18 protein-coding genes are annotated in these 19,164 nt (G+C 57.6%); 15 read left to right on the forward strand and 3 right to left on the reverse strand.

Translation table 11 applies throughout. The features are described from left to right. Positions 1-42 precede the first annotated feature (42 nt). The 5 genes from Q1B27_RS11960 (at position 43) to Q1B27_RS11980 (ending at position 5,535) form a co-directional block, all read left to right on the forward strand. Positions 43-1,623, forward strand: coding sequence for an ABC transporter substrate-binding protein (locus Q1B27_RS11960; protein WP_299847829.1), 1,581 nt, complete (start codon positions 43-45; stop codon positions 1,621-1,623). Between the two features lie 105 nt (positions 1,624-1,728). Next, positions 1,729-2,679 carry an ABC transporter permease gene (locus tag Q1B27_RS11965; RefSeq protein ID WP_299847831.1) on the forward strand — a complete coding sequence of 317 codons (951 nt, stop codon included), beginning with the start codon at positions 1,729-1,731 and terminating at the stop codon, positions 2,677-2,679. Continuing rightward, a complete protein-coding gene (locus Q1B27_RS11970) occupies positions 2,679-3,569 on the forward strand; it encodes an ABC transporter permease (RefSeq protein WP_299847834.1) in 891 nt (296 codons plus the stop codon). Before Q1B27_RS11965 ends, Q1B27_RS11970 begins: the two co-directional genes overlap by 1 nt. A gap of 3 nt (positions 3,570-3,572) precedes the next feature. Beyond that, entirely contained in the window at positions 3,573-4,571 is a 999-nt protein-coding gene (locus Q1B27_RS11975) for an ABC transporter ATP-binding protein (protein ID WP_299847836.1), read from the forward strand. Then, positions 4,564-5,535: an ABC transporter ATP-binding protein gene (locus Q1B27_RS11980; RefSeq protein ID WP_299847838.1), complete on the forward strand. Its 972-nt coding sequence runs from the start codon at positions 4,564-4,566 to the stop codon at positions 5,533-5,535. The genes Q1B27_RS11975 and Q1B27_RS11980 overlap by 8 nt, the downstream gene beginning before the upstream one ends. Before the next feature lie 367 nt (positions 5,536-5,902). Here Q1B27_RS11980 and Q1B27_RS11985 read toward each other — a convergent pair whose 3' ends face one another. Both Q1B27_RS11985 and Q1B27_RS11990 read right to left on the reverse strand, forming a co-directional pair. Then, positions 5,903-6,619 carry a DUF5681 domain-containing protein gene (locus tag Q1B27_RS11985; protein WP_299847840.1) on the reverse strand — a complete coding sequence of 239 codons (717 nt, stop codon included), beginning with the start codon at positions 6,617-6,619 and terminating at the stop codon, positions 5,903-5,905. Further along, entirely contained in the window at positions 6,616-7,866 is a 1,251-nt protein-coding gene (locus Q1B27_RS11990) for a DNA methyltransferase (protein WP_299847842.1), read from the reverse strand. The genes Q1B27_RS11985 and Q1B27_RS11990 overlap by 4 nt, the downstream gene beginning before the upstream one ends. Positions 7,867-8,044: 178 nt before the next feature. On the opposite strand from Q1B27_RS11990, the gene Q1B27_RS11995 reads away from it, so the two are divergent. From Q1B27_RS11995 to rplA, 7 genes are all read left to right on the forward strand, one after another. Then, positions 8,045-8,374 (forward strand): helix-turn-helix transcriptional regulator, encoded by a 330-nt coding sequence (locus tag Q1B27_RS11995; RefSeq protein ID WP_299847844.1) that lies wholly within the window; start codon positions 8,045-8,047, stop codon positions 8,372-8,374. Positions 8,375-8,377: 3 nt separating this feature from the next. Then, positions 8,378-9,244, forward strand: coding sequence for an ImmA/IrrE family metallo-endopeptidase (locus Q1B27_RS12000; protein ID WP_299847847.1), 867 nt, complete (start codon positions 8,378-8,380; stop codon positions 9,242-9,244). A gap of 375 nt (positions 9,245-9,619) precedes the next feature. After that, positions 9,620-10,336 carry a hypothetical protein gene (locus Q1B27_RS12005; protein ID WP_299847849.1) on the forward strand — a complete coding sequence of 239 codons (717 nt, stop codon included), beginning with the start codon at positions 9,620-9,622 and terminating at the stop codon, positions 10,334-10,336. 121 nt (positions 10,337-10,457) lie between these two features. Continuing rightward, positions 10,458-10,655 carry a preprotein translocase subunit SecE gene (gene secE / locus Q1B27_RS12010; RefSeq protein WP_085801612.1) on the forward strand — a complete coding sequence of 66 codons (198 nt, stop codon included), beginning with the start codon at positions 10,458-10,460 and terminating at the stop codon, positions 10,653-10,655. Between the two features lie 191 nt (positions 10,656-10,846). After that, complete coding sequence (gene nusG, locus Q1B27_RS12015; protein WP_299847854.1) at positions 10,847-11,380, forward strand: transcription termination/antitermination protein NusG; 534 nt, start codon at positions 10,847-10,849, stop codon at positions 11,378-11,380. Positions 11,381-11,484: 104 nt separating this feature from the next. After that, on the forward strand, positions 11,485-11,910 hold the full coding sequence (rplK, locus tag Q1B27_RS12020) for a 50S ribosomal protein L11 (RefSeq protein ID WP_085801610.1): 426 nt from the start codon (positions 11,485-11,487) through the stop codon (positions 11,908-11,910). Position 11,911: 1 nt separating this feature from the next. Further along, on the forward strand, positions 11,912-12,610 hold the full coding sequence (rplA, locus tag Q1B27_RS12025; RefSeq protein ID WP_299847858.1) for a 50S ribosomal protein L1: 699 nt from the start codon (positions 11,912-11,914) through the stop codon (positions 12,608-12,610). A 75-nt stretch (positions 12,611-12,685) separates the two neighbouring features. Here the strand turns inward: rplA and Q1B27_RS12030 are convergent, their stop codons facing one another. Then, entirely contained in the window at positions 12,686-13,450 is a 765-nt protein-coding gene (locus tag Q1B27_RS12030) for a hypothetical protein (RefSeq protein WP_299847860.1), read from the reverse strand. A 348-nt stretch (positions 13,451-13,798) separates the two neighbouring features. On the opposite strand from Q1B27_RS12030, the gene rplJ reads away from it, so the two are divergent. The 3 genes from rplJ to rpoB all read left to right on the forward strand — a co-directional run bounded on the left by rplJ (position 13,799) and on the right by rpoB (position 19,154). Beyond that, positions 13,799-14,317: a 50S ribosomal protein L10 gene (gene rplJ, locus Q1B27_RS12035; RefSeq protein ID WP_299847862.1), complete on the forward strand. Its 519-nt coding sequence runs from the start codon at positions 13,799-13,801 to the stop codon at positions 14,315-14,317. Positions 14,318-14,387: 70 nt separating this feature from the next. Next, positions 14,388-14,768, forward strand: a complete 381-nt coding sequence (gene rplL / locus Q1B27_RS12040) for a 50S ribosomal protein L7/L12 (RefSeq protein ID WP_299847864.1) — start codon at positions 14,388-14,390, stop codon at positions 14,766-14,768. A 249-nt stretch (positions 14,769-15,017) separates the two neighbouring features. Further along, complete coding sequence (gene rpoB, locus Q1B27_RS12045) at positions 15,018-19,154, forward strand: DNA-directed RNA polymerase subunit beta (RefSeq protein WP_299847866.1); 4,137 nt, start codon at positions 15,018-15,020, stop codon at positions 19,152-19,154. Positions 19,155-19,164: the final 10 nt, after the last annotated feature.

Raw genomic sequence — 19,164 nt, forward strand, 5'->3', positions numbered from 1 at the left:
CGGGGCCATACCCGGACAATATCCCATAGGGAGGGAAGTAAAATGAAGTTCACGAATTGGATTAAATCAATAGGTGCAGCCTGTGCTTTGGGGGCGTTGACAATCGGTGGATTGCCCGCTGCTGCGCAAGGCACGCTTGTCTGGGCCACACCGGCCGAGGCCGACGCGCTGGACCCACATGCGATGGGTGGTTGGATTGGCCGATCGGTGACGCGGCAGGTGTTCGAAGGTCTGCTGGAGGCGGATCTGCATGATCCAGATGCACCCTATGTGAAGCTGAAGCCTGCCCTGGCTGAATCCTATGAGATCACCGAAGATGGCAAGGTCTGGACCTTTAAGTTGCGCCAGGGGGTGAAGTTTCACGACGGCACCGATTTCAACGCCGAAGCGGTGCAATACAACGTTGACCGGGTGATGAACCCCGACGCGCCGCAATATAATGAAAAGTCTGCCGGTTATATGGGCGGCACCACGGGCTGGATCGAAAAGTTTGAGATTGTCGATGACAACACCGTGCGGTTCACGCTGACCAATCCAAACTACGAATGGTTTGACGGCACGATCCACAGCTACGGCCAGTTTCTGATGATGAGCCCGGCCTCCATTGAAAAGCATGGCAACGAAGAAGTCGCCCTGCACCCCACCGGCACCGGCCCGTTCAAGTTTGTCGAGCGCGAGCAGGGCGTCAAGATCGTGTTGGAGCGCAATGAGGACTACTGGGGCGAAAATGCCAAGCTGGACCAGCTGGTGATTGTTAAACTCTCCGATAGCTCGACCCGCGTGAACGCCCTTCTGGCCGAAGAGGTTCACATGATGACGGTTCCCCCGTGGGAGCAGATCGAGGATCTGAAGCAGGAAGACTTCCTGACGCTTTCAACCAACGCCAATGTGCCGTCGATCTGGTACATGCATCTCAACAACAAGCACCCGATCCTGAAGGACAAACGCGTTCGTCAGGCGGTTCTGCACGGGTTCAACCGCAAAGGCATGACCGAGCAGCTGATGCGTGGCACGGCAACGCCCGCTTATGGGATGCTGTCGGCTGGGACCTTCGCATATGACCCCGACTTTGACATGTACCCCTACGACCCTGACAAAGCCCGCGCATTGCTGGCCGAAGCGGGTTACGCCGATGGGTTTGATGTGAACATGGAGATCTTCATCTATGGTCTGGGTGAGCTGTCCGAGCAATGGTTCCAGCGCGACATGGCCGCGATTGGCATCAATGTGAACCTGATCAAGAACGAATGGATCGCCTATCTTGGCAAATGGGCCGCTGGTCTGAACGAAGACACCGGCTTTGGCACCATGGGCTGGGGCACATCCGTGCCGTCCTGGACAAGTGTTGTCTCACGCTGCACCGGGCATCCGCCCAATGGTGTGAATTCCGGCTGGTACTGCAACGAAGCGGTTGATGCATTATTCGACAAAGCCGTGGCGATGGAAGACAAGGCCGAAGCGGCCAAAGTGTATCAGGAGGCCAACCGTCTGATCATGGAAGACGCAGGCTTTGTTCCGATGTACAATGACAGCCAGCCCGTGTTCCTGAACAAGTCGGTCAAAGGCTTCGTGAATCCTGCCGAAAACTGGTTTGATTTCTCGAACGTCTATATCGAAGAATAGGCCACCTACCTTTCTTCATAAGCCCGAGTGCGACCATTCTGCGGTGTGGCCGCACTCATCCCATCGCCACCGCCACCGCCACATAAACTTGCAGGATGTCCGCAGATGATCCAAGCCATCATATCCCGGTTCGTGCGCTTTGCGTTTGTGATGTTTGGGGTCTCAGTCGTTGTATTTGCCTTGCTTCAACTGTCGCCCGGAGATGTGGCGACAGCCTTGCTGGGGCCGCAAGCCTCTGAGACCGCCAAAGAAGCCCTGCGCGAACAGCTGGGCCTGAACCAGCCGGTGACCCTGCAATATATGATTTGGCTGAAAAACACGCTTCAGGGTGATTTCGGTACCTCCCTTATTTCACGCAATGCGGTTCTTGCCGAGGTGGTGCCGCGCTATCTCAACAGCCTGCTTTTGGCCGCTGCTGCCTTGTTTGTGGCGGTTGGCCTGGGGGTTGTTGTCGGGATCGTATCCGCGGCACGTCAGGGCGGATGGTTTGATCGCATCAGCATGGGGTTGGTCCAGATACTGGGGGCGATGCCGCCGTTTTGGCTGGGTCTCGTTCTGGTTTACATCTTCGCCCTGCAATACCGCATTTTTCCGGCCAGCGGGATGACAAAGGCTTTTGGCGGTGGGGATGCCTGGGACATTGCCAACCATCTGGTGTTGCCTGCGCTGACGGCGGCTGCCGCTTCGGCCGCGGTGATCGTGCGGATGGTGCGGGCCGTCTTTGTTGAGGTGCTGACCAGTGACTATATCGCCGTGGCCATTGCGCGCGGCGTCGGGACAAGGCAGTTGATGATGAAACATGCCATGCCCAACAGCCTGCCGCATATCCTGAATATCGTGGGGCTGCAGCTGGGCTATCTGATCGGCGGGGCACTCTTTACCGAAGTGGTCTTTGCCTGGCCGGGTATCGGGCAATTGCTGTATCAGGCCATTCTCGGGCGCGACGTCGCTGTGGTGCAGGCCTGTGTTTTGTTCATCGCTTTCAGCTTTGTTCTGATCAACCTGGCTGTTGATCTGGTGAATGAAATGCTGTCGCGCAAACTGAGGCATTCGTGATGAGCCAGTCCTCAACACCCAACGCGACCCCGCGTGCATCGCGGAAAACCTCTGTCATCGCCGGGGTCGTCAGGCGGTTGCTGCAAGACCGGCGCATGGTTGTTTTGCTGAGCTGTCTGGCGGTGCTGTTGTTTGTGGCGGTCTTTGCGCCGTGGCTCAGCCCGCATAATCCGGATGATGCCGTGGCCGCGACCCCCAATATGCCCCTGTGGTCCGAAGGGCTTTTACTGGGCTCTGACAATCAGGCGCGTGATCTGCTGTCGCGGACCCTGGCGGGCGCGCGCATTTCATTGTTTGTGTCCATCGTGCCCACTTTGGCGGCGACGGTGCTGTCGGTGTTGATCGGCCTGTTCGCAGGCTATGCCGGAGGGCGGGTAGATGCGGCGCTGATGGCGGTTCTGGATATCTTCTTTGCCTTTCCCATCGTCTTGCTGGCCATTGCTGTGGCGGGGGTGATGGGGCCGGGATTGTTGACCATCATCGTGTCGATCTTCGTGGTGTTGTTGCCTTACATCACCCGCGTGGCACGCACCTCGACGCAGCAGGTGTTGTCACGCCCCTACATTGAGGCGGCGCGCAGTGCGGGGGCCACGTCGCATGATATCATGTGGCGCTATATTCTGCCCAATATGATCGGACCGGTGATTGTCTATGTCACCACGCTGATCGGCTTGATGGTGGTTGTGGCCTCCGGGCTCAGCTTTCTGGGGCTTGGGGTGCAACCGCCCACCGCCGATTGGGGGGCGATGGTGGCCGAAGGAGCGGGCGTATTGCGCCGCTCGCCACATGTAACCTTTGTGCCGGGCGTGATGATCGTTTTGACCGCACTTTTGTTCAACCTGATCGGGGATCGTTTGCGCGATATCTTCGATCCCAGATCGGCCGGGTAAATCATGAAAGATACAACCACCCAACCGCTGCTGGAAGTCACAGACCTGCGCACGCATTTTGCCACGGCGCGCGGGAAACTACACGCGGTGGACGGCGTGTCATTCTCGGCCAACTCGGGACAGGTGTTGTGCATTGTTGGCGAAAGCGGTTCAGGAAAAAGTGTCACTTTGCGCTCGATCATGCAGCTTGTGCAAAAGCCAGGCAAGGTCACCCATGGCTCCGCGAAGTTTCATGGTGAAGATCTGTTGACCATGTCGCGCCGCGAGATTCAGGACATCCGTGGTGACAGGATTTCGATGATTTTCCAAAACCCCCTGACGTCACTGAACCCGGCCATGACCATCGGCGCGCAAGTCACCGAAAGCCTGCTTTTGCATCGTAATATGTCCAAGGCTGAGGCCGCAGCCGAGGGGGTTGAGTTGCTGCGCCAGGTGGGTATTCCGTCGCCTCGGGATCGGTTGTCGGATTATCCGGCGCAGTTTTCCGGGGGCATGCGCCAGAGGATTATGATTGCGGCTGCGCTGTCGTGCAAACCGGAAATTCTGATTGCAGATGAACCGACAACCGCGCTGGACGTATCCATGCAGGCCCAGATTTTGCAGCTACTTAAGGCGCTTCAGGCCGAGATCAGCAATCTGCTGATCATGATCACCCATGATCTGGGCGTGGTTGCCAGTATCGCAGATGAGGTGATGGTGATGTATGCTGGGCGGGTGGTAGAGAAGGCCCCCGTGCGGGAGATTTTTGCCAACCCGTGCCACCCTTACACCCAGGGTCTGATCAACACGGTGCGCGCGCTTGAGGATTCAACGCAACCGCTCAGCCCGATCCCCGGCACACCCGCCATCCCATTGGGCGAGCGGACCGGATGCGCTTTTGCGCCGCGCTGTGCATTTGCCAGAGATGACTGCCGACAGGTAACGCCCACCCTGGAGAGCCTTGGTCCGGATCACACCATTGCCTGCCATGTCAAACCCCAGATGGGGGCATCAGATGACTGATCCAATTCTCAAGGTGCGCGACCTCTCGAAGGTCTTTCAGATACGCAGCAAAACCAGCCTGTTTGGAACTCAACCCCTACACGCAGTCAGCAATGTGTCGTTTGATCTGCACAGCGGCGAAGTGCTGGGCATCGTTGGCGAAAGTGGCTGCGGTAAATCCACGCTTGGTCGGCTTGTCTTGCGGTTGATTGAGCCCGCATCAGGTGAGATCACTCTTATGGGCCGGGATTTGCGGGCGTTGTCCAAACCTGATTTGCGTGCCGCACGTACCTATATGCAAATGGTGTTTCAGGATCCGAACGGATCGCTGAACCCGGCCATGTCGATCGGCAATTCGATCGCCGACACCCTGCGGTTTCATGGTGTGACATCCGAACAGGAGCGGCGGGCGCGCGCAGAAGAGGTGTTGACCACCGTTGGCCTGGAACCGGTGCATTACGACCGTTTGCCACATCACATGAGCGGCGGTCAGAACCAACGGGTTGGCATCGCTCGCGCGCTGATTGCAAATCCCAAACTGGTGGTGATGGACGAGGCCGTTTCGGCGCTGGATGTCTCGGTGCAGGCCCAAATTCTGAAGTTGATCGAAGATATTCAACGCGAGCTGAAGATCGGCATCATCTTTATCAGCCACGATCTGAGCGTTGTGCACCGTATCGCGGACCGGGTGGTGGTTTTATATATGGGCCGGGTGATGGAAACAGCACCGGTTGAGGCGATGTTCGCCGCGCCAAAGCACCCCTATACCCAAGGTCTTCTGGCCTCGCGGCCATCCATTGAACCGGGGGAAACGGCAGCGACAGATGAAGCGTTGTCCGGTGATCTGCCCAGCCCATTGGATTTGCCCAGCGGATGTCCCTTTGTCAGCAGGTGCAAAAGTGCGACTGACGTGTGCCGCCGGGATATGCCGGTACTGCGAACGGTCGGTGAAAACTGGCAACTGGCATGTCACAACGCCGATTGACCAGCGCGGTTGTTGCCCAGGTCCACTCCTTTGCGCCCACGGCATCTCCGCCTGTTTTTCATTTTTCGGGTCTTGCGTTACGCTAGGGCCTGTCGGAGATCTAACCCTCACCATCGACGTTAACGATGTTCGGAACCTCCAAAACCAGAGTCACCGCAGATACGCCATGTCCGTTATTTCTGCCGCAACGTGGCGGGCCAAATCTTGCATATGCAGCATCTTTTGCGCTGCGCGCGCTCGCAGCAGAAAAATCGAATTCACAGGTTGGGCTCACTCCTGTCATTCTCTGCATCAATGTTGGATGACCGGTAGGGGCTGGCGTCGTCCTTTGATTGACCGCCAGCCCTACCATGACCATTGAACCGAACTACCGCCTGAACTTTTCCGTCAACTGGCCGATGATGCTGAGGATGCGTTCGGCGTGTATGATATCGCCTCGAATTATCTCGCGGATGCCTTCGCTTTCTTCGGCAGCCAGATCATCCCTCAGCGCCGCAAGATCGGCTTCCCATTCGTCGCGCTTTGCCAGCCACATATCGAGCTCGGCTTTCTCTTCTTTGGTCCATGGACCCACAACCCGCGCCTCGCCAGTGTTCATGTCGATCTTGATGTGGTTGGGATGCGGCACCGGATCGGGCAGGTCGGTGATGCCAAGCCGGGCGCGCCGCTCCAGCTCCTCGTCCCACTCGATCTTGTAGTCCATCGCCGTACTCAGCCATTCATCCGCCAGCTGCTTGTTCTGCCGCTCGGTCGTCGACAGCATCTCGGCAAAGAGCCGCTGCGCGCGATGTTGGCCCTTGGCGGCATTGACCGACAGGGACCGCATGACGGCCTGCGCCATGGGGATCGTGACGTTGCACGCGCCGTCCCGCACGGTGATGTCGCGGTAGGCCTCCTGCAGGATGATGCTCTTCAGGCGCTCTTCGTTGAGCTTGGGCAGCCTGTTCTTCGCACCTTTTGGCCGCCCTCGCGGATTGCCGGACGTCCCGGGTTTGAACCGGGTCGTCGCCGGCGGCTTGCCATAGCCGACCTCATAGGTGGCGCCTGGCTTTTCTACTGGCAGCTTGTTCTTCTCTCCACTCATTCCGCAGCCTCCAGGTTTTGTGCCACGGGTCTCTGCCAACCACAAACAAGCTGCTCCGCCGCATCCTTGGCATATGCCTCCCACCGCGCCAGAATGCGGTCGCAATAGATCGGATCAAGCTCGCAGAGATAGCCGCGCCGCCCGGTCTTCTCCGCCGCAATCAGCGTCGAGCCAGACCCACCAAAGATATCCAGCACGATGTCGCCCCGGGCTGACACATCCCGGATCGCATCGGCAATCATCTGCACCGGCTTCACCGTTGGATGCAGTGCCAGTTCCTCCATGCGCCCCGCATGGCGGCTGTTCACGCCGCGGTATTCCCAGACATTGGTGCGGTACCGCCCGTGCTGGCCCAGTTCGAATGTGTTGATGTGGGGCGCGGTGCCTTTCTTGAAGGCAAAGATCAGCTCGTGGCGCGAGCGATAGAACGTGCCCATGCCGCCATTGTCCTTGGCCCAGACAATCAGGTTCTTGAGCTCGGCATAAGCCCCTTGTCCCGCTTCCAGCATCTCGGACATGTGACGCCAGTCCATGCAGATGAAGTGGATCGATCCGTCGACACTGTGATCCGCCAGGTTTTGGCAGGCCGTCGCAAGGAACCCGGTGAACTCGGCCTCGCTCATCTCGCCGGAGGCCATGGCAAACTCCCGGTGCTGGATCTTGCCGGAGTTCCCAACGTGCCTGTCGATCGGCACATTGTAGGGCGGATCGCTGAACGCCATCCGGGCTTCTCCGCCGTCCATCAACGCGCACACAACATCGGCCTCCAGCGCATCGCCGCAGATCAACCGGTGCGGACCAAGCTGCCAAATGTCACCCAACTGCACGCGGGCTGGTGCATCAAAGGGCATAACGTCATCCTCCGGATCGCCCAGCTCTTCGGGCGACACCGCCTCCAGCACATTGTCGATCTCGGGAATAGAAAACCCCGTGATCGAGACATCAAAGTCGAGATCCGCTGACGTCAGCGCGCCCAGCTCCGCCGCCAGCAAATCCTCATCCCAGCCCGCATTCAGCGCCAGCTTGTTGTCGGCCAGAACATAGGCGCGCTTCTCATCATCGCTCATGTGGTCCAGCCTCAGGCACGGCACCTCTGTCATGCCCAGAAGCTTCGCGCCTGCCACCCGGCCGTGCCCCGCCAGAATGGTCCGGCGCTCGTCAATCAGCACTGGGTTGGTAAATCCAAACGCCTCAATGCTCTCTGCCGGATCTGTTTTTTCGAATGAGTCCGCGCGTTGCGCTTCCACGGTGTGAGATCGCCAATGGCGATCCATTCCAAATTCTGTCGGGCCATTTCGACCTCCTTATATCTGCTCGCCGGTAGAATCACTTCATCGGCCTTCGGTGTAAGATATATCTTACGATTGGCATCTTGTAAAGCAAGGGTGTATGCATTTGTCAGACACATCATACAAGGAGGCATTCATGCATATTGGAGAGCGTCTGCACAGCCTGCGCCAGAAGAGCGGGCAATCCTTGCAGGCGGTGGCGGATGCGGTTGAGGTTTCCAAGGCACATATCTGGGAAATGGAAAAAGGGCACAGCCAAAATCCATCCTTTGATCTTGTCCGGAAACTGGCCAAGCATTTCGGGGTCAGCATCGATGCTTTGGTGGGCGAGGACGACGAACCCGACGCCGACACCTTGCAGATCGAACGCATCCACCGCGGCCTGGAAGACCTTTCCCCGCGAGACCGCGCTATTGTCGAAGACACAATCCGTGCAATGAAGACGCGGCCTGGAAGCCAAGGCTAGAAATTGCAACTCTCCCGCATTGATCTGGCTGACCTGCACGTACCTACGGCGATCGCTCGGGCAATATTCGCACAGCTTGAAACAATCGATGCACCCGTACCAGTGGGTCAAATTGCGCGCGCGTTGGACATCGCTGATATCAAGTCGCAAGTGTTTGATGGTTTTGAGGGCATGCTTCTCACAGACACGGTCCGGAGCGCCGGGTCGATCCTGGCTAACACACGATATGGCGATCAACGAGCCAGGTTTACGATTGCGCACGAGCTGGGGCATTTTCTGATGGAGCGGCACAAGTTGTCCGGCGACAGAGGATTCACCTGCAAGGCAAAGGATATGCGCGAGACGCGCGCTGGCCAACGCCAATACCGACAGGAGTCAGAGGCGAACGCGTTCGCCATCAATTTGCTTGCACCGTTCAAACTGTTCGATCCGTTGCTTTCCCAGGATCCTGATCTGAAAGATGCTCAGCGGCTGCGCGATCATCTAAACGTCAGCCTGGAGGCAACAATCCGACGCATGGTCGATCGCAGGGAAGAATGCCTAGCGGCGGTTTGGTCGCGAAATGGTCAAGTTCGGTATTCTGTCAAAAGCAGTAGGTTTCCGTGGATCACCTGCAAGCGTGGCGAACGGCTGCCCCAACTCAGCCTGGCCGGTAAGATTGTAGCCAATGGCACCAAAGGATTTAGTAGCGTCACGGAAACCAACCCGCTTGCCTGGTTGAGCCGGTCAGATGTCGAGTTGTTTGAACAAACACGTTTGGCCAATAACGGCCACGCTGTCACATTGCTTTTGGCGGATCTGGCAGATGCCGACGACGATGAAGACGATAGCGGCAGCTTGAAAGAACTGAACATGCCGGGTTTTCGATAAGCGCCAGCGCCTTCCCTGTTATCAAAAGAACAGGGAATTGGTCCGTAAGCGCCTGTTATTGCGTCGGTATTCAGGGCTAAAATCATCAAAATCAGTAGGTTTCAGGCTAAATTAGCAGAATTTCCCTGTAAATTCCCTGTTTCCAGGGAAATTGCGCCGAGACTGGATAGCTTGAGACTGCGCGCACTGCCAACTCTCACAAATTCGAAATATTTTCTCACGAATTCAGTGGTGCTACGTTGTCGGGCCTTGTTTCCAACATGGGTTTGCCATGATTCCGCCCGATTTCGGCCTTAAGATAACCTTTAATCGGGACTTGCCAGTTTGGCAGTGTTCCGGTCCGCGTGGGGGCGTGGGATATTTCGGGCGAAATAGATGAGTGGTTTAGAAAATACATCACAAGCGCCGTCAGACACGCACAGGGCGACGGACGTTTCGCACGGGGCGAATGCCGCCGTCGGCGATGCCGATGCGACCGCTGATATGTTGATCCGTCAGATGATGGTAGCGCAAAAACGCGAGGTCAGTCGCGAAGTCCTACCCGAGCTTGTACGCGGTGCCGACGAGGCCGACGCTGAGCCGATCAAGCATCCCAGAAAGCTGTTCCAAAAAGCCAGGACCACCGACAAACCCATGGCGCAATCAAAGCCTAAGGAAAAGATGGGTCCGGGAAAATTCAAACGTAACCTGAAAAATGCCGTCGCATATGTCGGCAGCTACAGACCGTCCCGCAAATTCGCGTTCTTTGCTTTGATTGCGGCGGTCGTCTATGTGCGCCCGTGGCTGATCCCAATCACTCTTTTTGTCGCTTTCTGGGTGGTGCTGATCGGGTATCTTACGCTTGGACCGGATCGTGTGGCCGAACTGGTCGTCGGTGCGTGGCAAAAACTGCATGCGCGCCGTCCCGAACTGGCTGAGAATATTCGCCACCGCGCTCAGGCGATGGCAGAACGCATCGACGCGGTTCTGGACCGGATGCCGGGCAGCTGGAGCGATCAGATCCATGTGCCTGACTTTTCGCAGAATCAGAATATAGCAGCGGACCGCCCGGATCCTTTTGATCGGTTGGCGAAAGAGGCTCAGCGGGGGTGAGCCGAATTACCACGCGGTAAAGATTTGCAAACAGATGTAGACACCTTGGCATCTGCCCTTGAATTTGTGTCAATGCCCGCGTATGTCGCCCCAGAGAGTTATCTGAGAGAAGTCAGCGCTTATGGCACGCACAAACCCGCTTCAGTTCATTCAGCAAGTCAGGGCCGAGGTTTCCAAGGTCGTCTGGCCGACCCGGCGCGAGGTTTTGCTGACCACCGTGATGGTTTTCATCATGGCAACGCTGACAGCGGTGTTCTTTGCACTGGTCGATTTGCTGATCCGCAGTGGCTTGCAGGGCGTTCTGGGGCTGTTCGGCTAAGTCATCAGAAAATCACCCGCCAACCCTTGAAATCAAGGGCGAACGGGGGTAGTGGACCGCTATCTTAGGGACATGGCGCGCTGCGATTCGAGTTGCGCGCCGATTTTTTGTTTCGGTAACTCAGGTGTAAACGCCTGAAAAGACAATGAATGCTGGCCGGTCGGCCTGCCAGAACGAGGACAAGGTGCGGAATGGCAAAACGGTGGTACTCGGTTAGTGTTCTCTCGAATTTCGAGAAGAAGATCGCCGAGCAAATCAGACAGTCGGTCATCGAGAATGCTCTTGAGGACGATATCGAAGAAGTCCTCGTGCCGACCGAAGAAGTGATTGAAATCCGCCGCGGCAAGAAGGTAACGGCCGAGCGACGTTTCATGCCGGGTTATGTGCTGGTGCGGATGGAAATGTCGGATCAGGGTTATCACCTGATCAACTCGATCAACCGCGTCACCGGTTTTCTGGGCCCGCAAGGCCGCCCGATGCCGATGCGCGATGCCGAGGTCAACGCGATCCTGAACCGCGTGCAGGAAGGCGAAGAAGCGCCGCGCACGCTTATCCACTTTGAAGTGGGTGAGAAGGTCAAGGTCAATGACGGACCGTTCGAAGATTTCGACGGCATGGTCGAAGAAGTGGACGACGACAACCAACGCCTGAAGGTGACGGTGTCGATCTTTGGCCGGGAAACTCCGGTCGAACTGGAATTCACGCAGGTCACGAAACAGACCTGACGTGTTCAATCGTGGGAGGCGGTCGTCACGCGTGACGGCACCGAACCACGGGCAAACCTGTCCGGCCACCCGCGGTGGACGGATGCTGTAAAAGGAGAAGGCCAATGGCCAAGAAACTCGCAGGCAAGATGAAGCTGCAAGTGCCCGCCGGTCAAGCAAACCCATCCCCGCCGGTCGGTCCGGCACTGGGTCAGCGCGGCATCAACATCATGGAATTCTGCAAGGCGTTCAACGCCAAGACGCAGGAAATGGAGCCCGGTGCGCCGTGCCCGACCGTGATCACCTATTATCAGGACAAGTCCTTTGACATGGACATCAAGACGCCGCCCGCGTCTTACTATCTGAAGAAAGCGGCGAAGCTGAAATCGGCAGCCAAACTTCCCGGACGCGAAACCGTTGGTCATGTGACCACCAAGCAGGTCAAGGAAATCGCCGAGGCGAAATGGAAAGATCTGAACGCAAATGATGTCGAAGCGGCGATGAAAATCATCCTCGGCTCGGCGCGGTCCATGGGCATCGAGGTGAAGTAAGATGGCAAAACTTGGAAAACGTACCCGCGCGGCACGCGAAGCATTTGCCGGCAAAGAGAATGTGACAGTCGAAGAGGCCGTTGCGCTGATCAAAGGCAATTCGAACGTCAAATTTGACGAAACCATCGAGATCGCCATGAACCTGGGCGTTGATACCCGTCACGCCGACCAGATGGTGCGCGGTGTTGTCGGTCTGCCGAATGGCACCGGCAAAGACGTGCGCGTCGCGGTCTTCGCCCGTGGTCCCAAGGCCGAGGAAGCTCAGGCCGCAGGCGCTGACATCGTTGGGGCCGAAGACCTGATGGAAACCGTGCAGGGCGGCAAGATCGACTTTGATCGCTGTATTGCAACCCCCGACATGATGCCGATCGTTGGCCGTCTGGGTAAGGTTCTGGGCCCGCGCAACCTGATGCCGAACCCCAAGGTCGGGACCGTCACCATGGATGTCGCCGACGCTGTCAAAGCTGCCAAAGGCGGTGAAGTACAGTTCAAGGCCGTCAAAGGCGGCATCGTGCATGCCGGTGTTGGCAAAGCGTCGTTTGATGAGGCCAAGCTGGTCGAAAACATTCGTGCGTTCGTTGAAGCGGTGGCCAAGGCCAAACCGACCGGTGCCAAGGGTGCCTACCTCAAGAAAATCTCGCTCAGCTCGACAATGGGTCCGGGCGTGAGTGTTTCTGTGGACAACGCCGCAGGCAACTAAGCCTGGCAAACATACCAATGCTCAGACCCGGCCGCATCCGCGCGCCGGGTCTTTTCGTTTCCATACCCAGATGGATCAGGCGGCATTTTCCAGCTTTTGCTGTTTTTCGTATCTGGCGCGCCACGTCCCCCCACAACTGCCGACAAGACGCGCGACTTCCTTCCGGTTGCGCGTGGCACAGGCGTTGACCAGATCAAGCAGAACACCATTTTCTTTGAAAAGACGCCCAAGCTCGGAATGATTGCTTTCGGGGAATACGAAATGATCGCGATTTGGCAGGACTGAAAAGGCGCGCATCTGGTCCAGATCATTCTCTAGCCCGTGAAAAATATAGGATCGTCCCGGCCCGGGAGAGGCTTCGGCGGTTTCAAAACGGAATGTCTTGATGCCCTTACGCCAATACCGCCAGCGTGTCTCTTTCGGCATCACGGCGCCGGACATCGTGAATTGCGGCGAAATGGCAATCGCCGTGGTGACCGGGAACAGGGCTGATGCCACCAGCGCACTGAAAGCGCCCATGCTTAGCCCCAGCGTGGTGATCCGGTTGATGTTTTCGCGCTTGCGTATCTTGTCGACGGCACTCTTTACCGATTTCAGGTAATGGGGGTCGTTCATCCAGGATCGCCGCAGGTCGCTGATGAACATGCAATGCTGCTCTGGCTGGCGCAAAAGCGTGCCGGTAAATTCATCGGGCGGCATCTCGGCCCGGCGCCGCCCGATGCTGGAAAAGGAAATGATCAGATGGTCATCGCTACCCGCCGCATACCTGATTCTGGTATAGCGCGTATTCACAACGTCGCGCAGCGTTCGGGGCGTATGTGACGGACCAGCTTGTGTCATGTTCGGGACAGTAAACCGGGCATTTACGCCCGGAAAAGGCAGTTTTCGCAAAAAACTTCTGATCGGTGCCGATTTGCCCCTTCACATTTTGGCCACCAAGGCCTATTGGGCACAGCCATACAGGTCGTCGCGTCCGCGCGGCGATCTGTTGATTCGTCCAAGATGGCGGGTGCGTCGGGCTTGATCCGAGGCTTAATCTCCTGCCTGAGACGGGAAAAGACGTGAATTGACCGTGGACTGACCTCGGGCGATTTGGTGCTGCCCCGTAATTCGGACTTAAACGCCGGAACTTCGGTTCCGGTAAATCTGAGCCGGGGGGCGCAAGCCTTCCAATACTGGAGTGAAACTGTGGATAGAGCCCAGAAAGAGAAAGTGGTCGACGAACTCGGCCAGATCTTTGAAAGCTCTGGCGTTGTGGTGGTTGCACACTACACGGGTCTTACAGTTGCTGAGATGCAGGATCTTCGTGCGCGCGCCCGCGACGCCGAGGCATCCGTTCGCGTCGCTAAAAACAGGCTCGCCAAAATCGCCCTTGAAGGAAAGCCATGCGCAAGCATCGCCGACTATCTCTCGGGTATGACCGTTCTGACCTTCTCCGAGGACCCCGTGGCAGCAGCCAAGGTGGCCGAGGGCTTTGCCAAGGATAACAAGAAGTTTGAGATCCTTGGTGGGGCGATGGGTGAGACCGCTCTGGACCGTGCCGGTGTTGAAGCCACCTCGAAACTGCCGTCGCGCGATGAACTCATCGCGACCATCGCCGGCATGATCGGGGCACCTGCTTCGAACATCGCGGGGGCCATTGGCGCACCTGCTTCTAACATCGCGAGCATCCTTTCGACGATCGAAGAGAGGGCGGAAGCCGCCTGAAGCAACTTGTAACATTCGCGTAGGGTTGATTTCCCGACGTTGGAACACATCTAAACGGAAAGAGTCTAAAATGGCTGATCTGAAAAAACTGGCAGAAGAGATCGTTGGTCTGACGCTTCTCGAAGCACAAGAACTGAAAACCATCCTGAAAGACGAGTACGGCATCGAGCCCGCCGCTGGCGGCGCGGTCATGATGGCGGGCCCGGCAGGCGATGCAGGCGGCGACGCCGGTGCGGAGCAAACTGAATTTGACGTTATCCTGAAATCGGCCGGTGCGTCGAAAATCAACGTCATCAAAGAGGTTCGCGCCATCACCGGTCTGGGTCTGAAAGAAGCAAAAGACCTGGTCGAAGCTGGCGGCAAAGCTGTCAAAGAGCAGGTTTCGAAAGACGAAGCAGAAGAGATCAAAGGCAAGCTGGAAGCAGCTGGCGCCGAAGTCGAACTGAAGTAAGTCTCGCCGGGGCAACCCGGATCAAAATTCTGGCTGGGTCCGGTATTTCCGGGCCCAGCCGAACCTGTCTTAGAAAGGGCTTTGTCGCGCGACATCGCCCAGAGCCCTTTCTAAGATGTGGTTTCGCGATCGGGAGGTTTGTGGTGGGACACGAACCGGGAATTGATCGTAACCCATCGTCTCGGAAGGACGCGGTGCAGGGGCCCGACTGCATGCGCGACCGGTGAGAAACGAAAGGTGACATCGACCATGGCTCAGACCTACCTCGGCCAGAAACGTCTACGCAAATATTTCGGCAAAATCCGCGAAGTGCTGGAGATGCCAAACCTCATCGAGGTTCAGAAATCCTCTTATGATCTGTTCCTGGATTCGGGCGATCAGCCCGAGCCGCAGGATGGCGAAGGCCTGAAAGGCGTCTTTCAGTCGGTCTTCCCGATCAAGGATTTCAACGAAACCAGCGTGCTGGAATTCGTGAACTACGATCTTGAGAAACCGAAATACGACGTCGAAGAATGCATGCAGCGCGATATGACCTACAGCGCTCCGCTGAAGGTAACGCTGCGCCTGATCGTGTTTGATGTCGATGATGATACCGGTGCGAAATCGGTCAAGGACATCAAGGAACAGGACGTGTTCATGGGCGATATGCCCCTGATGACCCCGAACGGCACCTTTGTGGTGAACGGCACCGAACGTGTGATCGTTTCCCAGATGCACCGCTCGCCCGGTGTGTTCTTTGACCACGACAAGGGCAAAACCCACAGCTCGGGCAAACTGCTTTTTGCCTGCCGCATCATTCCCTACCGCGGCAGCTGGCTGGACTTCGAGTTTGACGCCAAGGACATCGTGCATGCCCGCATCGACCGTCGCCGCAAACTGCCGGTGACGACGCTGCTTTATGCGCTTGGCCTGGATCAGGAAGGCATCATGGATGCCTATTATGAAACCGTCGACTACAAGCTGAAGAAGAAAAAGGGCTGGGTCACCAAGTTCTTCCCGGAACGTGTGCGCGGCACCCGCCCGACCTATGACCTGGTTGATGCCAAATCGGGCGAAGTCATTGCCGAGGCCGGCAAGAAAGTCACCCCGCGTGCGGTCAAGAAACTGATCGACGAAGGCGAGGTTACCGACCTGCTGCTGCCTTTCGAGCAGATCCTCGGCAAATTCGTGGCCAAGGACATTATCAACGAAGAAACCGGCGCGATCTATGTCGAAGCCGGTGACGAGTTGACGCTGGAATACGACAAGGCCGGTGAAATCAGCGGTGGTTCGCTGCAAGAGCTGCTGGATGCGGGCATCACCGACATCCCGGTTCTGGATATCGACAACGTCAATGTCGGCCCCTACATGCGCAACACCATGGCGGTGGACAAGAACATGAACCGCGTTGGCGCGCTCATGGATATCTACCGTGTCATGCGCCCAGGTGAGCCGCCCACTGAAGAGGCCGCCTCGGCCCTCTTTGACACGTTGTTCTTCGACAGCGAACGCTATGACCTGTCGGCTGTTGGCCGGGTCAAGATGAACATGCGTCTCGATCTGGACAAGCTTGACACGCAGCGCACGCTGGACCGCGAAGATATCGTGGCCTGCATCAAAGCGCTGGTCGAGCTGCGCGATGGCAAGGGCGATATCGACGACATCGACCACCTCGGCAACCGCCGGGTCCGCTCGGTTGGTGAGTTGATGGAGAACCAGTACCGTGTTGGCCTTCTGCGGATGGAACGCGCGATCAAGGAACGCATGTCGTCGGTCGAGATCGACACCGTCATGCCGCAGGATCTGATCAACGCCAAACCCGCTGCTGCTGCGGTGCGTGAATTCTTCGGTTCTTCGCAGCTCAGCCAGTTCATGGACCAGACCAACCCGCTGTCCGAAGTCACCCACAAACGCCGCCTGTCGGCGCTTGGGCCGGGCGGTCTGACGCGCGAACGTGCGGGATTTGAGGTGCGCGACGTGCACCCGACCCACTATGGTCGGATGTGCCCGATTGAAACGCCGGAAGGGCCGAACATTGGCCTGATCAACAGCCTTGCAACCTTTGCACGCGTGAACAAATACGGCTTCATCGAAACACCCTATCGCAAGGTCGAAGCGGGCCATGTGACCGACGAAGTGCAATACATGTCGGCCACCGAGGAAATGCGTCACACCGTGGCGCAGGCCAACGCAACGCTCGATGAAAAAGGCAACTTCATCAACGATCTGGTGTCGACCCGCCAGTCGGGCGAATACATGCTTGCCCCGCGCGAGAATGTGGACCTGATCGACGTGTCGCCCAAACAGTTGGTCTCGGTTGCGGCCTCGCTCATTCCGTTCCTGGAAAACGACGACGCCAACCGCGCCCTGATGGGATCGAACATGCAACGTCAGGCCGTGCCGACCCTGCGGTCCGAGGCTCCGCTTGTGGGCACCGGGATCGAAGGCGTCGTGGCGCGCGACTCGGGTGCTGCGATCCTGGCAAAACGTGCCGGTATCATCGACCAGGTCGATGCCACCCGGATCGTTGTCCGGGCCACCGGCGATCTGGAACTGGGCGATGCGGGTGTCGACATCTACCGCATGCGCAAATTCCAGCGGTCGAACCAGAATACCTGCATCAACCAGCAGCCGCTTGTAAAAGTGGGTGACACGGTGATGAAGGGCGAGGTGATTGCCGATGGCCCCTCGACCGATCTGGGCGAACTGGCGCTTGGCAAGAACGTGGTCACGGCCTTCATGCCGTGGAATGGCTACAATTTCGAGGACTCGATCCTGATTTCCGAACGTGTGGCGCGCGATGACGTGTTCACCAGCGTTCACATCGAGGAATTCGAAGTGGCCGCACGTGACACCAAACTGGGTCCGGAAGAGATCACGCGCGACATCCCCAATGTCGGCGAGGAAGCCCTGCGCAACCTCGACGAAGCGGGCATCGTCTATATCGGTGCCGATGTGGAGCCGGGCGATATTCTGGTCGGTAAGATCACCCCCAAAGGTGAATCGCCGATGACGCCGGAGGAAAAACTTCTCCGCGCGATCTTCGGTGAAAAAGCCTCGGACGTGCGCGATACATCGCTGCGCGTCAAACCGGGTGATTTCGGCACAGTGGTCGAGGTCCGTGTCTTCAACCGCCACGGTGTGGAAAAAGACGAACGGGCGCTTCAGATCGAACGCGAAGAGGTCGAGCGCCTGGCGCGTGACCGCGATGACGAGCTGGCGATTCTGGATCGCAACATCTATGCCCGTCTGAAATCGCTGATCCTCGGCAAGGTTGCTGTCAAAGGCCCCAAAGGTGTCAAATCCAATTCGGAGATCACCGAAGAGCTGCTGGATATGCTGACCAAAGGCCAATGGTGGCAGTTGGCCCTCAAGGACGAGAAGGATGCCCAGATCGTCGAGGCCCTGAACGAGCAATACGAGGCGCAGAAACGCACACTGGATGCCCGTTTCGAGGATAAGGTCGAGAAGGTGCGCCGCGGCGACGATCTGCCCCCGGGCGTGATGAAGATGGTCAAGGTGTTCATTGCGGTGAAGCGCAAGCTGCAACCGGGTGACAAGATGGCCGGTCGTCACGGCAACAAGGGTGTGATTTCCAAGGTTGTACCGATGGAAGACATGCCATTCCTGGCCGATGGGACGCCGGTCGACTTCTGTCTCAACCCGCTGGGCGTTCCCAGCCGGATGAACGTTGGTCAGATCCTTGAAACCCACATGGGTTGGGCCGCGCGTGGCCTTGGCGTCAAGATTGACGAGGCGTTGCAGGAATACCGCCGTTCGGGCGACATGACCCCGGTACGTGAAGCGATGAAAATCGCCTATGGCGAAGATGTCTACGACGAAGGCATCGCCGGTATGGACGAGGAAACGCTGATCGAAGCCGCTGGTAACGTCACCGGTGGTGTACCGATCGCAACGCCGGTCTTCGACGGTGCGAAAGAAGCGGACGTCAACGATGCGCTGAGACGCGCAGGCTTTGACGAAAGCGGTCAGTCGATCCTGTTTGATGGTCGTACCGGTGAACAATTTGCCCGTCCGGTCACAGTAGGCGTCAAGTACCTGCTGAAACTGCACCACCTTGTCGATGACAAGATCCACGCCCGTTCAACCGGACCTTACAGCCTCGTCACACAGCAGCCGCTGGGTGGTAAGGCGCAGTTCGGTGGTCAGCGTTTCGGGGAAATGGAAGTCTGGGCGCTCGAAGCCTACGGCGCCGCCTACACCCTGCAAGAGATGCTGACGGTCAAGTCGGACGACGTTGCCGGACGGACGAAAGTCTACGAAAGCATCGTCAAAGGCGAAGACAACTTCGAAGCTGGTGTGCCGGAATCGTTCAACGTTCTGGTCAAAGAGGTCCGTGGCCTCGGCCTGAACATGGAACTCCTGGACGCGGAGGATGCGGAATAACGGTGGGGTC

The organism is uncultured Roseovarius sp. (assembly GCF_947489715.1).
In the GTDB taxonomy this organism is placed as follows: Bacteria; Pseudomonadota; Alphaproteobacteria; order Rhodobacterales; family Rhodobacteraceae; genus Roseovarius.

Excerpts from the sequence above, each read along its gene's own strand:
- Q1B27_RS11960 (WP_299847829.1), top strand. The coding sequence starts at position 43 with ATGAAGTTCACGAATTGGATTAAATCAATAGGTGCAGCCTGTGCTTTG.
- Q1B27_RS11965 (WP_299847831.1), top strand. The coding sequence starts at position 1,729 with ATGATCCAAGCCATCATATCCCGGTTCGTGCGCTTTGCGTTTGTGATG.
- Q1B27_RS11970 (WP_299847834.1), top strand. The coding sequence starts at position 2,679 with ATGAGCCAGTCCTCAACACCCAACGCGACCCCGCGTGCATCGCGGAAA.
- Q1B27_RS11975 (WP_299847836.1), top strand. The coding sequence starts at position 3,573 with ATGAAAGATACAACCACCCAACCGCTGCTGGAAGTCACAGACCTGCGC.
- Q1B27_RS11980 (WP_299847838.1), top strand. The coding sequence starts at position 4,564 with ATGACTGATCCAATTCTCAAGGTGCGCGACCTCTCGAAGGTCTTTCAG.
- Q1B27_RS11985 (WP_299847840.1), bottom strand. The coding sequence starts at position 6,619 with ATGAGTGGAGAGAAGAACAAGCTGCCAGTAGAAAAGCCAGGCGCCACC.
- Q1B27_RS11995 (WP_299847844.1), top strand. The coding sequence starts at position 8,045 with ATGCATATTGGAGAGCGTCTGCACAGCCTGCGCCAGAAGAGCGGGCAA.
- Q1B27_RS12005 (WP_299847849.1), top strand. The coding sequence starts at position 9,620 with ATGAGTGGTTTAGAAAATACATCACAAGCGCCGTCAGACACGCACAGG.
- secE (WP_085801612.1), top strand. The coding sequence starts at position 10,458 with ATGGCACGCACAAACCCGCTTCAGTTCATTCAGCAAGTCAGGGCCGAG.
- nusG (WP_299847854.1), top strand. The coding sequence starts at position 10,847 with ATGGCAAAACGGTGGTACTCGGTTAGTGTTCTCTCGAATTTCGAGAAG.
- rplK (WP_085801610.1), top strand. The coding sequence starts at position 11,485 with ATGGCCAAGAAACTCGCAGGCAAGATGAAGCTGCAAGTGCCCGCCGGT.
- rplA (WP_299847858.1), top strand. The coding sequence starts at position 11,912 with ATGGCAAAACTTGGAAAACGTACCCGCGCGGCACGCGAAGCATTTGCC.
- Q1B27_RS12030 (WP_299847860.1), bottom strand. The coding sequence starts at position 13,450 with ATGACACAAGCTGGTCCGTCACATACGCCCCGAACGCTGCGCGACGTT.
- rplL (WP_299847864.1), top strand. The coding sequence starts at position 14,388 with ATGGCTGATCTGAAAAAACTGGCAGAAGAGATCGTTGGTCTGACGCTT.
- rpoB (WP_299847866.1), top strand. The coding sequence starts at position 15,018 with ATGGCTCAGACCTACCTCGGCCAGAAACGTCTACGCAAATATTTCGGC.